This window comes from Collinsella sp. TF07-1, from assembly GCF_003437235.1.
In the GTDB taxonomy this organism is placed as follows: Bacteria; Actinomycetota; Coriobacteriia; order Coriobacteriales; family Coriobacteriaceae; genus Collinsella.
Genome location: NZ_QSRV01000005.1, coordinates 18,721 through 33,223 on the forward strand (window position 1 = coordinate 18,721; position 14,503 = coordinate 33,223).

The window sequence follows — 14,503 nt, forward strand, 5'->3', positions numbered from 1 at the left end:
CCGAATTTTTGTCATCCAAATGAGCTATCGAACACGTTTTGAAACTTTGCTGCGGCGCGTGGGATGTCGGCGCGAGACTTTATCATAGGGTGACAAACAACGATGAGGAGCGCATGCCTATGACAGACGAGCTGGACCCCCAGACTCAGCAGCATATTGATCATTCCGCAGACGCCATCGACGGCTGCGACACTTCTGCCAGCAGCGATGGCGGCATTGATGCCGCTGTCGAGGAGGCTCCTGCCGCCGCAGACGAGGCCGCAGACGCAAATGTCACCGCAGAGCAAGATAAAGAAGAGCAGCTAGAGCAGCCGGACCCGAGCGATACCGAGCCCAAGACTGAGAACGCCCCGCAAGCAGCAGGCCCCATCGAGGTATCTTCGGAAGAAGAGCTCGACGCCGTCATGGACTCCATGATGGATGCCGTCAAAGCGATGAAAGACGCCGTGGCCGACGCTGACGTTGACGCCGAGGAAGAGGAGGCCGCCGAGGCAGCCTCGACCTTCGTACCCGGCGAGACTCCGGTTGCCGACCAGGGCAGCACCATGCCCTCGTTTCTGCAGCTCGAGCATCCCACGATTGGCGCCGATGCGGTCGACCCGCACGCAGCAGGCTTTTCTGTGATCGAGGGCGGTACCGGCAATATCGCCGCGCCGCAGGCTACCGATGCGGACGCTGCCGACACCGCTCGCCCGACCGCCCCGCACTCCCCCGCCGCGAGCCGCGATCTGGGGACCGCCGTTTCGAACACCGCGAACGCCGTGGGCACCTTTATCGCCCAGGGCGCCTCGGCCATGCGCGAGATGAACGCCGCGAAAAAGGCACTTGCCGATGCCCGTGCCCACCTGGCCGAACTTGAGCAGCGCATTGCCGACCAGACCGAGGAACTCGAGACGCGCCAGGATATCGCAGGCCGCTACGACCAGATCGTCGCCGACCAGCGCCAGGCGATTGCCACGGCCCAAAAGACTGCAGCGGCCGCCGAGATTGACCGTGATGCCCACGCCTCCAAAGCGACAGAGCTCAAGGGTCAGCTCGAACAAATGAAGACAGAGGATGACGCGACTGAGCTCCGCCTGAAGGCCGCGCTCGACGCCGTGGAGGCCCGCGAGGCGAGCTCACGCGAGACCGGCAACCGCCTCGTTCGACGTCTTGAGGATTCCAAGCGCATCCGCGACAAGGTGAAGGCAGAGCGAGACGCCGGCATTGCCGCCGCACAACAAACCGTCGACGCCACGCGCGCCCAGCTCGAGACGCTGCGTCATGAGTATGCCGAGCTGCAACGCAATCCCTCGGCAAATCCCGCCAACTATACGGTGCGCACCAGCGAGCTCTCGATGCAGATTTCCGACACGGCAGATGCCCTGCGTAAAGCCGAAGAAGATGTCCCGCGCATCACCGCCGACCTTGAGCACTCGCTTGCCGCAGCCGAGCAGGCCGTCGAGCAGGCTCAAGCCCCTATCGCCGACGCAAAACGCGCGCACCAAGCCGTGACGACCGAAGCCGATGCCGCGCGCGACGAGCTGCAGACGGCGAAGACCGCCGCCGCGACTCGTCAGCGCGAACTGCGCGAGAAGATCGCTGCCGAGGACAAGGCACGCCGCGACCAGGAGCAGACCATCGCCAACGCCCAAACAGATGCCGCACATGCGCAGTCGATCATCGAACAGGCGACCGAGGTGCACGACCACCCAGAGATCACTGAGTCGCTTGCAGGATCCTTGGCCCGAGACAAAGCCGAACACACCGAGACCGAGCGAGAAGTCGCCCAGCTCGAGGCCACCGAGGACGCGGTGCGCGAGCGTACCCGCGACTCACGCATCAAATTCACCGGCGCCATCGTCTGCATCGTCGCCGCAATCCTGGTGATCATCCTAGTCTGGCTGTTCGCGAGCAAGTAGTCATTGGGGACGTTCTTAAACGACTAGTCAAACAAGAACGTCCCCAACGACTAGCCCAATGACGAGAGTGGATAATCTCCCACTTTGAGCCCCCAAGCAGGCCAAAAACGGGAGATTATCCACTCTCATTCTGCAGGCACTCATTTAAGCACGTCCCCAATGAGTACCTGCCGATGCTTTGGCAAAGTCAGCGAAAACACCCCTAAGCGAGCAAGGTGACGTGAAAGAGGAGGGCATTGACCTTCTGGTCATGCCCGACGATTGAACGTCAGATTGCCGCTCTGGCGGGTTTGCAGCGTCGGCCGGTTACGTCGTTTGTAAAACGCCGTAACCTACAAAATGAGCATTGCGTCGCCGAAGCTGAAGAAGCGGTAGCGCTCCTCGATGGCGGCGGCATAGGCATCCATGATCTGGTCGCGGGTGGCAAGCGCGCTTACGAGCATCATGAGCGTGGAGCGCGGCACGTGGAAGTTCGTGATCAGCGCGTCGACCACGTGATAGGTCGAGCCGGGCATGAGGTAGAGCTGCGTCGTGGCGTTCTCGCGCACCACGATGTCACCGCGGCCGAGCGTGTCAGCGCCGTCCTCGCGGCCTTCAAAATAGCGCGCTGTCACGGCCGGATTGGACACCGGAGCATCGGCGTCAAAGGCGCTCTCGAGCGAGCGTACTGCGGTGGTGCCGACGGCGATCACGCGGTGCCCCTCGGCCTTCGCCTTATGCACGGCGTCGACAACCTCCTGTGACACGTGGTAGCGCTCGGTGTGCATGACGTGCTGCGTGGGGTCGTCCTCCTCCACCAGACGGAAGGTATCAATACCCACCTCGAGCTCGACGGCGGCAAACTTCGCGCCCTTGGCCTCGATAGCGGCCATGAGCTCGGGGGTAAAGTGCAGACCCGCCGTAGGAGCGGCAGCCGAGTGCTCCTCCTTCATGGCGTAGACGGTCTGGTACTTCTCGGGATCGCCCTCGTAATCGGTAATGTAGGGCGGCAGCGGCACGTGGCCGGCGGCGTGAATGGCCTCGTCGAGCGTGCGCGGCTCGCCGGCGGCATTGCAACCGGCTGGCTCGAAGCGCACCAGACGGCCGCCGCGGCTATCGGTGACAAAGTCGACGACCTCGGCCGTCAGCACCACGGGAGCCCCTTCGGGCGCATGGGCGCCACCGGCGCGATACTCAATCTGAGCACCGGGCTTCAGACGCTTGCCCGGCTTGACCAGGCACTCCCAAACATGGCCGAGCGGATCCACGTCCTCGCGGCGCTTGAGCAGCAGCGTCTCGACCACGCCGCCCGAGCCCGTCTTGCGACCGATCAGACGGGCCGGCATCACACGCGTCTGGTTGATGACGAGCACGTCGCCCGGTTCGATATAGTCGATGATGTCACGGAAGATGCGGTGTTCAACGGTACCGCCGTGCTCCAGCGGCGTTCCCGCCTGGGAGCCCTTGCGATCAACCACTAGCAGGCGGCAGGAGTCGCGAGGCTCGGCAGGAGCCTGGGCAATCAGTTCCTCAGGAAGGTTGTAGTCAAAATCATCGGTACGCATCTTTGCCTCTTTCACAAAGCGCGTCAGTCGAAAAAATCGACTGACGCGCGCATCATTCTCCCCTGTATCCTATCAGCTTGTTGAGAGAAATATAGTATGGCAAACAGATTTGCGACTGTTTTCTCAACGCCCCGCTACTTAAGCGTTGCGCACATCACCGCCTTAATCGTATGCATGCGATTCTCCGCTTCTTGGAAAACACGAGACTTATCGGACTCAAAAACCTCGTCCGTGACTTCCATTTCGGTGACTCCAAACTTCTCAGCAATTTCGGCACCAACAGTAGTATTAGTATCGTGAAAGCTCGGAAGGCAGTGGAGGAAAATTGCCTCGGGCTTTGCCATAGACATCACCTCAGCGGTCACACGATACGGCGACATGAGCTTAATGCGGCTTTCCCACAGCTCTGCGGGCTGACCCATGCCAACCCAAACATCCGTGTAAATTACATCGGCATCACGAGCGCCTTCCTCAATATCCTCTGTAATGGTAATCGTCGATCCATGCTCGGCCGCAATACGACTACATTCTGCAAGGAGTTCAGGATCATAGGATGTAGCCCCCTCCGAATTTCCCCCGATTGGGCCGCAAGAACAGTAGTTAATGCCGAGCTTAGCGCAAATGACCATGAGCGAATCGGCGACGTTTCCGGCCGCCTTACCAAAAAATGTAAGTTTCCTGCCCTTAATCTCTCCAAACTCTTCACGCATGGTCAGAATATCGGCAAGCACTTGAGTCGGGTGGAATTCAGTAGTCAGCCCATTCCAAACGGGAACCCCAGCTTTTGCAGCAAGCTCCTCAACCTTCGCCTGTTCAAAGCCGCGGTATTCAATTCCGTCATACATGCGGCCAAGGACGCGAGCCGTGTCCTCAATCGACTCCTTTTTGCCCATCTGGGACGAGCCCGGATCCAAATAAGTTACACCCATGCCAAGGTCAAGTGCACCAACTTCGAAGGCGCAGCGAGTACGCGTGGAAGTCTTCTCAAATAGCAAAACAATATTCTTGCCTTCAAGGTATTTATGCGGAACACCGGCACGCTTCATGCTTTTGAAGTTGGCAGAAAGCTCAAGCAGATACTCAATCTCTTCCGTCGTGTAATCAAGCAGCTTCAGAAAACTGCGACCAGCGATATTAACACCCATATTCGCCATCTCCTATCACAGTGGATTTGCAACTAAATATCTTCGCGCCAGAAGGGCATGCTCATGCAGCGCGGGCCGCCACGACCGCGGGACAGTTCCTCGGAGGGAACGACCAAAAGTTCCAAACCGTTCTTGTAGAGCTCATCATTTGTGACAACATTGCGCTCGTAAACACAGACTTTACCAGGAGCAACGGCAAGAGTGTTCGACCCGTCGTTCCACTGCTCGCGAGACGCCTCAACCATATCGCCGGCACCGCACTCAATAAGCTGCACCTTCTCCACGCCAGTAGCCATTTCAAGAATATGCTCAAGCGTGTCATCAATCTCTTGAACAGCGACCATTCCCTCAGAGTCACCACGAGTCAGACGATAAACACGAAGGGTCTCAAAAATACCGGGATAAACTGTAAACTTATCGAAATCCACCATGGTGCAAACGGTGTCAAGATGCATGTAAGCATAGCCGTTGGGGATTTTAATAGCGTAAACGGTATCGATCTCAGAATTCCCAGATCCCCAGAACAAATTCTTTGCAAGCTCCTCAATCGCAGCCGCCTCAGTTCGCTGGCTAATTCCAATAGCCAAGGTATGAGCGTTAATGTTAAGCACATCACCGCCCTCGATATGCCAGGGATTCTTATGGTCGTACCAAATCGGAGTCCCTGCATAATCGGGATGGTATTTGAAAATCGCTTCATAGAAGGGCACTTCACGATCTCGCTGTTTCCAATACATATGGTGAAGCAGAACGCCTTTGCCCACAGAAGCAAGAGGATCGCGAGAGAAATATGAACTCGGAAGAGGCTTCAACACCAAATCATCGGGCTTCGCATCCTCATTATCCATCATGCTAAGCGTAGTCGAGACGCGAGGCAGCTCAAGGTCACGATAACGATACCCCCCCATAGCCTCAAGTACAAACTGATACGAATCTGAAATAGCGTCGAGCTTTTCACGAACAGCCTGCTCAAGCATAGGATTGACAATTCCGCTCTCAGCCATAAATGTATCGGTAAACTCAGCGCGAGCCGAGGGGCATGCATCCAGCGCTTCAGCAACGAGTTTCTCCATATAGAGAACTTCAACACCTTCGCTCCTCAGAAGATCCGCAAAGGCATCATGCTCCTTTTGAGCCACATCAAGATAGAAACAGTCGTGAATCCAGACATCCTCGAACTCTTCTGCCTTTACGTTCACAAGGTCACGACCGGGGCGGTGAAGCACAACTTTCTTGAGCTTACCAATCTCGCTGTGTACATTCAGTCCTTTAGGCATTCCTGTTACTCCATTTCAGCCATGAAACCTACAGGGCAATAAGTCCCGAGATTGCTACGAATACGATATTGATGAGCGACACGACCAAGAAGAATTTCCAAACGGTCTTCCACCACTGGCCAAGCTTGATCTTGCACACGCCCAAACCCGCTACAAGAATGGCGCTAGTAGGACAGATCAAAGACATCGTCGCGCTACCCATGGAGAGAGCCCACACGGCAGCCTCGGGATTAAGGCCCATGAGTTCGGTCAAAGGTCCAAAAATGGGAGCGGTCAGTGCTGCAAGGCCAGATGAGCTGGGAACCAGGATCGCCAGGAGGTTCTCAACCGCATAAAGAAGCGTAGTAAAGAGAACCGCCGGGATGCCGCCCAGACCAGTGGCGAGCGCATTGAGGATGGTATCGATGATCATGCCGTCAGAGGCAATGACAAGGATGCCACGCGCAAGTCCAACGACAATTGCCGAGAAAGCAAAGTCAGCGATACCCGCAACAAATTCCTGAGCGATGACGTCCTGACTAAAGCCCGCAATAACACCAGCCAACAAGCCCATGGCCAAAAAGACCGCAGAAATCTCGTTCATATACCAGCCCTGGGTCACAAGTCCCCAGATGATAAGGCACATTCCAGCGATAAATACCGCAAGCACGCCTTTTTGACGACCCGTAAATTCCGCATCAAGGGCAGATTCATCGGCAGCGAACTCGACTTTCTTGGCGATATCATCCTCAAATGTGATCGATGACTCAGGATTCTTCTTTACCCTTCGTGCATAGAGGACAACCCAAGTAATTGCAACGGCGGTCAAAACAACCCAGGCAATCATACGCAGCCACAGCTGGGGGTTGCCCTGAATACCAAGAATACCTTGCGCAATGAAAACATTAAACGGATTAATCGTTGAGGCGATGTAACCCGTGCGCGCTCCAACGAACACGACCATGAACGCCGTCATCGAGTCGAAGCCCATAGCCATCATAATTGGCATGAAGATCGCAAAGAACGGGAGAGTTTCTTCCGCCATGCCAAAGCTCGTTCCGCCCAATGCAAAGAGAACCATCGCAATAGGAATAATTAGAATGTCTTTGTTCTTAAAGCGGCGAACGACACGACCCATTCCGCTCGTGATAGCGCCCGTTTTAGTAATAACCTGAAACGAACCGCCCACAATCAAGATGAATGCAACGACCTCAATTGCCTCTTGTATACCGCGCGTTGGAGCCTGAAGAACATCGAAGACACCTTGTCTGAGATCTACTTCATCCCCGGTTTCCTCGTCAATATATGTCTTTTCACTCTGCTCGTACGTACCTGCGACAGTGACTTCACGACCGTTCACCTCCTGACGCTGATAGGACCCAGAGGGAACAATCCACGTGAGAACAGCGAAGATGACCATAAGTGCAAAGATGATCGCATATACATGCGGGACCTTGAACTGCTTGATGCCTTTCGAACTTTCCGCTGCCATATCTCCTCCTTCATTCCTTTTCCCATCTATCCAGCTGGCACCATAAATGTATGAGGTTGCTCAGCGGTGGTCGGGCAACCATCGCTATCGTGTCGCTTTTCACCTATGAACGGCAGCTAAAGTGACGTTATTAATCAATCTGATATTTTAAATTGATGTTATTTGTCAATTACATACGTCTTTTAACTTTTCCGCAACACAACAAGGAACCTGCCTTAGCCTTATATAAAAACCAGCAGGACAGGAGACAGGCATGCAAGGCATACACATAACAAATGAAATCGGTCATTTAAAAGCCGTACTTGTCCATCGACCAGGAGCTGAAACACAAAACTACCCTGATGCCGACTTCAGCCAAGTTTTCTCCCTGCGAAAATGGAGCGGTCGTTTTGACCTCGACAAAGCAATGTATGAGCACGATTCCATGGTTCAATTGCTTGAGAAGCATGGCGTAGAAACCATTGAAATTAGGGACCTTCTCGAAGACTCACTTGAAACTGAGCCCCAATCACTTAAATATTTTATTGATGACTACCTCCGTTGCAGCGGGGCAACAGGCAGAGAGTTCCTCGAGGCAATAACCCAGCTGTTTGAGAACGCTAAGAACACCCAGGAATTGGTGAATATAGTACTTAACGGCATTCGCTTTGGAGACACTGAGCTATGTTCAAACCAGTCGGAAACACTACGGGCGCTCGTGCACGAGCAATTTGATCCCGCCTCGCTCTTGGTCAATCCCCTCAACACGCTTTTTTTCACTCGTGATCCTGCTGTGGTAGTCGGAGACGGCATCATCCTAAATCATATGTATTGGCCTGAGCGTGATCGTGAGGTCGCCTTATACCGGCAGATATTCACCCACCACAAGATCATGGGAGAAACTCCAATATGTGATTTGAACAGGAGTAGCTACCATATAGAAGGCGGAGACATTATTGTTATCAGTGCTAAGACAATATTAGTTGGAATCTCTGACCGAACTGAACCCGCCGCCGTCGAGTCACTTGCCAAAGAGCTCCTGACCTCAAATAAATTCCAGACCACCGAGCTAATTGCGATTCGAGTCCCCTCTGACGGGCTGCGTATCCACCTCGATACGTTCATAAGTAGAATTGATCACGACGCGTTCCTCATCGATCGTGAGATATGCAATGCCGTTGATGCATACAGCATTCAACTAAAACGATCCGGAAGGGGCCTTACGATCACTCCTATCGATCGCACGATTCCGGAAATACTCTCTGCAGCCTGTTGCGAACCAATAAAAGTGATTGACTGCGGAGGCGGGAATCAAACCGCCTACGAAAGAGAACGCCGGAACAACGCAACGTCTATCCTTGCGCTCTCGCCAGGAAAACTATGCGTATATGAAGAAAACGTTTGGACCAACGAAGCGCTTGAGAAAGCAGGAATGGAATTATTCCCGCTATCCATTGACGAGCTCACCAAAGGCTATGGTGGCACAAACTGTCTATGCCTCCCTCTGTGGCGAGAGGATCTATAGCCATGGGCTTCGGGGCAAATATTCGTAAACTCCGCACCATGGAGCATCTTGGTCAGGCGCAACTTGCAGAGATGTTGGGGGTATCTAAAGAGACCGTTTGTCGTTGGGAAAAAAGTCGGTATGCCCCCCGTGAGCGCTATATTGAAAAGTTACAAGCGCTCTTCGGTTGCACCCGCGATGAACTTGTTGGCGAGGAAAACGGTTTGGCTGTAAAGCTCGCAAATAAAAGAATCGTCACCGACGAAGACCCTGCTATCCACGAAATGGAGGGCACATTTCCCGTCATCGATATCGAATCGCAAAAGCGCCGCATCACGCACGGCCAACAAAATGCTTGCGCGCCTGTAGACGTAGCCAAACGTCACCCACATAGCGTTTTCGTTAAAATCAAAGGCGACGAAATGTCCCGCATTTACCCTCCCGGCAGCTTACTACTTGTCGATACCACCGCAAAGCCTTGGAACGGCTGTGCTGTATTGGCGCTCGCAGACGGTAAAACACCGGTAATTAGGCGATTTGCAGAAGGAAACGACATGATTGTGCTGTCGTCCCATTCATATGCAACAGCAAGTCCGGATCTGATGTTTAACAAACGGAGGATTAGAATCATAGGAGTCGTCGTTTGGTATCAAGCGAGCCACGATCACACGCTTAATTAAATCGACTTTCCCAAAAACGACCGTACCGCACAGACAGCTCAAAGTCCCAGCCCAAATGAACTACTTTTTGGCGGCTTTGCGCTCGTCGCGGATGCGGGCGCGATCCATGGCCGCCTCGACCGCCGAGAAACGGCAGCCGCAGTAATTCTGCCGATACATGCCCAGCTCACGCGAACGGCGCGTAGCCTCGGGATAATACGGGCGAAAATCGCGAATCACCGGGGTGAGACCGCGGGCGGCAGCCAGACGCTCCAAAACATCATTGCAGGTATCGAACAGCTGATACGGCGAGACGGCGAGCGTCGTGCCCACAAACTCAAACCCGCGCTCCTGGGCCACGCGGCACGCCTCGGCCAAGCGCAGGGCATAGCACGAGCGACAGCGACGGGGCCGATCGGCACCCAGCGGGGCCACGCCGGCCTCCCAGCGCTCGCGGTCCTCCCCCGCCTCGATGAGCTCGATGTCGCCATCGGCACACCACCGGCGCAGCTCGTCCAGACGCCGCCGCCATTCATCGCGCGGTTGAATATTGGGATTGGTCCAGCAAATCGTGGGCTCAAACCCCTCCTCGCGCAGCAGGCGAACCGGCTCAAGCGAGCATGGTGCACAGCACGCATGCAGCAACAACGACTTCATCGACATCCCCGTCCCAGAAAACTCACCCCGACATCATGGCAGCTAAAATAGCCCCGTCCCAAAAAGACTACTTTGCGAAAAAGCGCACGCCAAAGGACGTATCCTCGCAGGCGACGATACGGCGGTCGCGCAGAATGGTCCGCACGTAATACCAATCACCCACACAGCCCGACAAGTGCAGACCAGCCGCCAGGTAGCACAGCAGCGGATAGTCCGAGAACGCAAACCCCAGGGCAAATGCTGTCGTCACAACAACCGTCGGCGCCAGGCAAACCGCCATGTACCGCCGGCGCGAATACACAACGCCCTCGGCGCAGGCATAGATCATCGCCGTCTCGCGATTCGCCCCAAAGGTCACATGCGCGCCCGCAGGCGCCAGCAGCTTAAAAAACACCGCATGCACCAGCTCGTGCACGGCAAACGACGCTGCAGAAACCGCAGCCACACCGACCATCCAGCCCACGACGGTGGTCCAGCCGCCCGCCTCAGCCGCGTCCAAGTCCGCAGGCCCGCCCAACAGCATAAACACCGGCACCAGGCACACGGCAAACACCGCGATCACGGCCATCCCCCACACGAAGCAAGCGTGCAGAAAAACCTCGTCCTCAAACGCATGTATGTTGGAAATCTCATTCATAGCATCTTAGGATAGCGCCCCTGCCACGCACCCGCCCGCATGTGCGATAATGTCGAACGATATGCACGAATTGACCACCGCGCCGCCGAACCCCGTGCCCGGCCGCGCTCTTACCTATATGCGAAGGAGTCCCATGGCATCCAAATACTCCATGAACGACCGTCCCAGCTGGCCGCGCCGCGCCATCGTTACCGCCGGCGAGCCCTACGGCAACAAGGGTCTGCACTTTGGCCACGTCGGCGGCGTCTTTGTCCCGGCCGACTTCTTCGCCCGCTTCCTGCGCGACCGCCTGGGCCGCGAAAACGTCATCTTCACCTCGGGCACCGACTGCTACGGTTCGCCCATCATGGAGAGCTACCGCAAGCTCAAGGAGAACGAGGGCTACGACAAGTCCATCGGCGAGTATGTCGAGTCCAATCACTCCCGCCAGGCCGCGACCCTCAACAACTACAACATCAGCTGCGACATCTACGGCGGCTCGGGCCTTGAGCCGGCGGCCCAGATCCACAACGAGGTGACTGCCGAGATTATCGAGCGCCTGCACGAGCAGGGCACCATCTCCAAGCGCTCCACGCTGCAGTTCTACGATGCCAAGGCCGGCACGTTCCTCAACGGCCGCCAGGTCATCGGCCGCTGCCCCATCCAGGGCTGCAAGTCCGAGAAGGCTTATGCCGACGAGTGCGATCTGGGCCACCAGTTTGAGCCCGAGGAGCTCATCGCGCCCAAGAGCCAGCTCACCGGCGAGGTGCCCGAGCTGCGCCCGGTCGACAATCTCTACTTTGACCTGCCGGCCTACCTCGACTTTATGAAGACCTACACCGCCAAGCTCGCCCAGAACCCGCAGGTTCGCTCCGTGGTCTCCAAGACCATGGAGGAGTGGCTGCTGCCGGCTCAGCTCTACATCCAGAACAAGTTCCGCGAGGCCTTCGATGCCGTCGAGGACCAGCTCCCCGAGCACACCGTGCTGGAGCCCGAGGGCAACAAGAGCAGCTTTACCGTCACCTTCCCCAGCTGGAAGGAGCGCGACGACGCCCACGCGGTGCTCGCCAACGGTGGCGTGCGCTTCCGCAGCGGCAAGGCACTCGTGCCCTTCCGCATCACCGGCAACATCGACTGGGGCGTTCCGGTGCCCGAGGTCGATGGCGTCTCCGACGTCACCTGCTGGTGCTGGCCCGAGAGCCTGTGGGCGCCCATCAGCTATACGCGTACCGTGCTCGCGCGCGATGCCAAGGCCGCCGGCGTGACCGAGGGCGTCGCCGCCCAGGATGCCGCCCTCATGGGCGAGCCCGCCGCCGACTCCACGCAGGTGCCCGCACCCACCTACCAGCACAGCTCGCTCGACTGGCGCGACTGGTGGTGCTCTGACGACGCTCAGATTTACCAGTTCATCGGTCAGGACAACATCTATTTCTACTGCATCGCGCAGACCGCCATGTGGGAGGCCCTGGGCTGGGACCTCACGCAGAGCACCGTCAGCGCCTGCTACCACCTGCTCTACATGGGCAAAAAGGCCAGCTCGTCCTCGCAGACGCCTCCCCCGCCGGCAGACGACCTGCTCAACCACTACACCTGCGAGCAGATGCGCGCGCACTGGCTGTCGCTCGGCCTATCCGAAAAGCCGGTGAGCTTTAGCCCCAAGGCATACGACACGCGTGTGACCGGCAAGGACAAGGACGGCAACGAGGTACGCGCCTGCGACGACAAGCGCGTTATCGACCCGGCCCTTAAGGAGAGCGCGCTGCTGACCGGCGTGTTCAACCGTCTGGCCCGCAGCTGCTTCTACGGCGTCGCCGTCAAGGAAGGCGACGAGAGCCCCTACCGCAACGGCTGCATCCCCGCCGGTGCCGCTTCTGACACCGTGGTCGAAGCCGCCCAGCAGGCAGCCCTCGCCTTTGAGCAGGCCATGTACAAGTTCGAGACGCACCGCGCGCTTGCCGTGTGTGACGACTACCTGCGCGCCGCCAACAAGCGCTGGAGCGACGCTTCCAAGGCCGCCAACAAGCTCGAGGGTAACGAGGCAAACGCCGCGATGACGCAGGCCCTTGTCGACGCCTTTACCGAGCTGCGCGTGGCGACCGTCCTGATGCACGGTATTGTGCCGGCCGGCTGCGAGCTCATCTGCGAGTACTTCGACGTCGACCCGGTCGCTTTCTTTAGCTGGGATAACATCTTTGCCTCCACGGACGAGTTCGTGGAGATCCTGGGCGAGAAGCCCGGCGAGCACCGCGTGAAGCCGCTGCCCCCGCGCTTCGACTTCTTTAGCAAGCACGAGAGCCAGTACTAAACACTCGACATGTAATGGAATGGGAAGGAAAGACGGATGTCCAAGCCGCGTCGTCGTAAGCAGAAAAAGCAGGTCAAGGCCGAGCTCAAGCTCAGGCAGTTTGCCGCCACCGAGCTTTCCGACCAGCTTGCCGCCCTTCCCTGCGCCGCCGACCTGCCGCGCTTTATGGTCGACACGGTCGCCGGCGCCTATGCGCCCGCCGATGCCGAGCTTATGATCGAGGGCTTCGGCGCCGCGGCCACACGCCCGGTCACGCTGCGCGCCAACACGCTCAAGGCAACCGCCGAGGACATCGCCGCGGCGCTCGATGCCGCCGGCATCGCCCACCGCCCCGTCGCATGGTACCCGGACGCTTCCATCCTGCCCGAGGCCCAGGTTTCCGACCTGTGGGACCTCGACATCTACCGCGACGGCAAGATCTACTTGCAAAGTCTGTCGTCCATGATGCCGCCGTTGGTCTTGGGCGCCCAGGCCGGCGAGGACATCCTGGACATGTGCGCGGCCCCCGGCGGCAAGACGACGCAGATCGCCGCCCTCACCCAGGGCCAGGCACACCTCACCGCCTGCGAGATGAGCATTCCCCGCGCCGAGAAGCTCGAAGCCAACCTCCACCGCCAAGGCGCAAAAAACGTGCCCGTCATGCGCATCGACGCACGCGAGCTCGACGAGTTCTTCCGCTTTGACCGTATCCTGCTCGACGCTCCCTGCACCGGCACGGGCACAGTCGTCAGCGGCAACGAGAAGAGCCTGCGCGGCCTCACCGAGCAGTTGCTGAGCAGGTGCGCCCGCTCGCAGCGAGCACTTCTGGACCGCGCCATGGGAGCCCTCAAACCGGGCGGCACGCTCGTCTATTCGACTTGTTCGATCTTGCCGCAGGAAAACGAGGACGCCCTGCAAGAGGCCCTCGACAAGCACATGGACTGCGAGCTTATCCCCCTCGATGGCACGCCGAGCGAAAGTGAGGCACGCCGCGCCCAGGAAGCTGGTGAGGAGCCGCGCATCGAGTCCAACGCCCTGACCGAAGCCATTGCCGCGGGTCAGGTATCGGCCATCGCCAACGGCCTGCCCGGCACGCTCACCATTCCGCCCAGCCGCGACTTTGAGGGCTTCTACATTGCCCTGATCCGAAAACGCAGTTAGCGCACGGATCCAAAACTCAACAAACTATCTCCGTGCGCGTTTGCCCTGCTGGTCGCGATGCTGTTTAAGCATCGTGCGCTCCTTGCGTTCGGCCCTTTTGCCCTTAATGGCCGTGACCACAAAGTAGATGACCGCGGCGGCAACAATTGCGCCCACACACAGGCCAATCGAGCCAAACATTGCTGTCAATTCCATACCGCGTCACCTCTCTTTTAAACGGGACTTTCAAGATAGCACCTCGATCCCCGCCACCACAGCTCCTTCACGTTCGCCGGCCCTTCGGTCTAACGAATTGCGTGGCGGGG

General features: G+C 57.6%; 12 protein-coding genes. 5 read left to right on the plus strand and 7 right to left on the minus strand.

Annotation, left to right across the window (positions count from 1 at the left end):
* Positions 1-119: 119 nt before the first annotated feature.
* Positions 120-1,901 (plus strand): hypothetical protein, encoded by a 1,782-nt coding sequence (locus DXC67_RS03040; RefSeq protein WP_117637304.1) that lies wholly within the window; start codon positions 120-122, stop codon positions 1,899-1,901.
* Positions 1,902-2,233: 332 nt separating this feature from the next.
* Here DXC67_RS03040 and queA read toward each other — a convergent pair whose 3' ends face one another.
* The 4 genes from queA to DXC67_RS03060 form a co-directional block, all read right to left on the minus strand.
* Positions 2,234-3,445, minus strand: coding sequence for a tRNA preQ1(34) S-adenosylmethionine ribosyltransferase-isomerase QueA (queA, locus tag DXC67_RS03045; protein WP_117637305.1), 1,212 nt, complete (start codon positions 3,443-3,445; stop codon positions 2,234-2,236).
* Between the two features lie 134 nt (positions 3,446-3,579).
* Positions 3,580-4,590 carry an ornithine carbamoyltransferase gene (argF, locus tag DXC67_RS03050; RefSeq protein ID WP_117637306.1) on the minus strand — a complete coding sequence of 337 codons (1,011 nt, stop codon included), beginning with the start codon at positions 4,588-4,590 and terminating at the stop codon, positions 3,580-3,582.
* Positions 4,591-4,622: 32 nt separating this feature from the next.
* The gene (locus tag DXC67_RS03055; RefSeq protein ID WP_117637307.1) at positions 4,623-5,867 is read right to left on the minus strand and encodes an arginine deiminase; all 1,245 of its coding nucleotides are present in this window, start codon (positions 5,865-5,867) and stop codon (positions 4,623-4,625) included.
* A 28-nt stretch (positions 5,868-5,895) separates the two neighbouring features.
* Positions 5,896-7,338 (minus strand): YfcC family protein, encoded by a 1,443-nt coding sequence (locus tag DXC67_RS03060; RefSeq protein ID WP_117637308.1) that lies wholly within the window; start codon positions 7,336-7,338, stop codon positions 5,896-5,898.
* Between the two features lie 253 nt (positions 7,339-7,591).
* Here DXC67_RS03060 and DXC67_RS03065 point away from each other — a divergent pair, with 253 nt between their 5' ends.
* Positions 7,592-8,842 carry an arginine deiminase family protein gene (locus tag DXC67_RS03065; protein ID WP_117637309.1) on the plus strand — a complete coding sequence of 417 codons (1,251 nt, stop codon included), beginning with the start codon at positions 7,592-7,594 and terminating at the stop codon, positions 8,840-8,842.
* A gap of 2 nt (positions 8,843-8,844) precedes the next feature.
* Positions 8,845-9,501 (plus strand): XRE family transcriptional regulator, encoded by a 657-nt coding sequence (locus tag DXC67_RS03070; RefSeq protein ID WP_158551273.1) that lies wholly within the window; start codon positions 8,845-8,847, stop codon positions 9,499-9,501.
* A gap of 60 nt (positions 9,502-9,561) precedes the next feature.
* On the opposite strand, the gene DXC67_RS03075 is transcribed toward DXC67_RS03070, so the two are convergent.
* Positions 9,562-10,137, minus strand: coding sequence for an epoxyqueuosine reductase QueH (locus DXC67_RS03075; RefSeq protein WP_089572108.1), 576 nt, complete (start codon positions 10,135-10,137; stop codon positions 9,562-9,564).
* A 67-nt stretch (positions 10,138-10,204) separates the two neighbouring features.
* The gene (locus tag DXC67_RS03080) at positions 10,205-10,774 is read right to left on the minus strand and encodes a DUF3267 domain-containing protein (RefSeq protein ID WP_117637311.1); all 570 of its coding nucleotides are present in this window, start codon (positions 10,772-10,774) and stop codon (positions 10,205-10,207) included.
* 133 nt (positions 10,775-10,907) lie between these two features.
* Between DXC67_RS03080 and DXC67_RS03085 the strand changes: the two genes are divergently transcribed.
* Both DXC67_RS03085 and DXC67_RS03090 read left to right on the plus strand, forming a co-directional pair.
* The gene (locus DXC67_RS03085; RefSeq protein WP_055250885.1) at positions 10,908-13,058 is read left to right on the plus strand and encodes a methionine--tRNA ligase; all 2,151 of its coding nucleotides are present in this window, start codon (positions 10,908-10,910) and stop codon (positions 13,056-13,058) included.
* Between the two features lie 36 nt (positions 13,059-13,094).
* The gene (locus DXC67_RS03090) at positions 13,095-14,198 is read left to right on the plus strand and encodes an RsmB/NOP family class I SAM-dependent RNA methyltransferase (RefSeq protein WP_117564476.1); all 1,104 of its coding nucleotides are present in this window, start codon (positions 13,095-13,097) and stop codon (positions 14,196-14,198) included.
* A 24-nt stretch (positions 14,199-14,222) separates the two neighbouring features.
* Here DXC67_RS03090 and DXC67_RS10365 read toward each other — a convergent pair whose 3' ends face one another.
* Entirely contained in the window at positions 14,223-14,393 is a 171-nt protein-coding gene (locus DXC67_RS10365) for a hypothetical protein (RefSeq protein WP_158551274.1), read from the minus strand.
* Positions 14,394-14,503 lie beyond the last annotated feature (110 nt).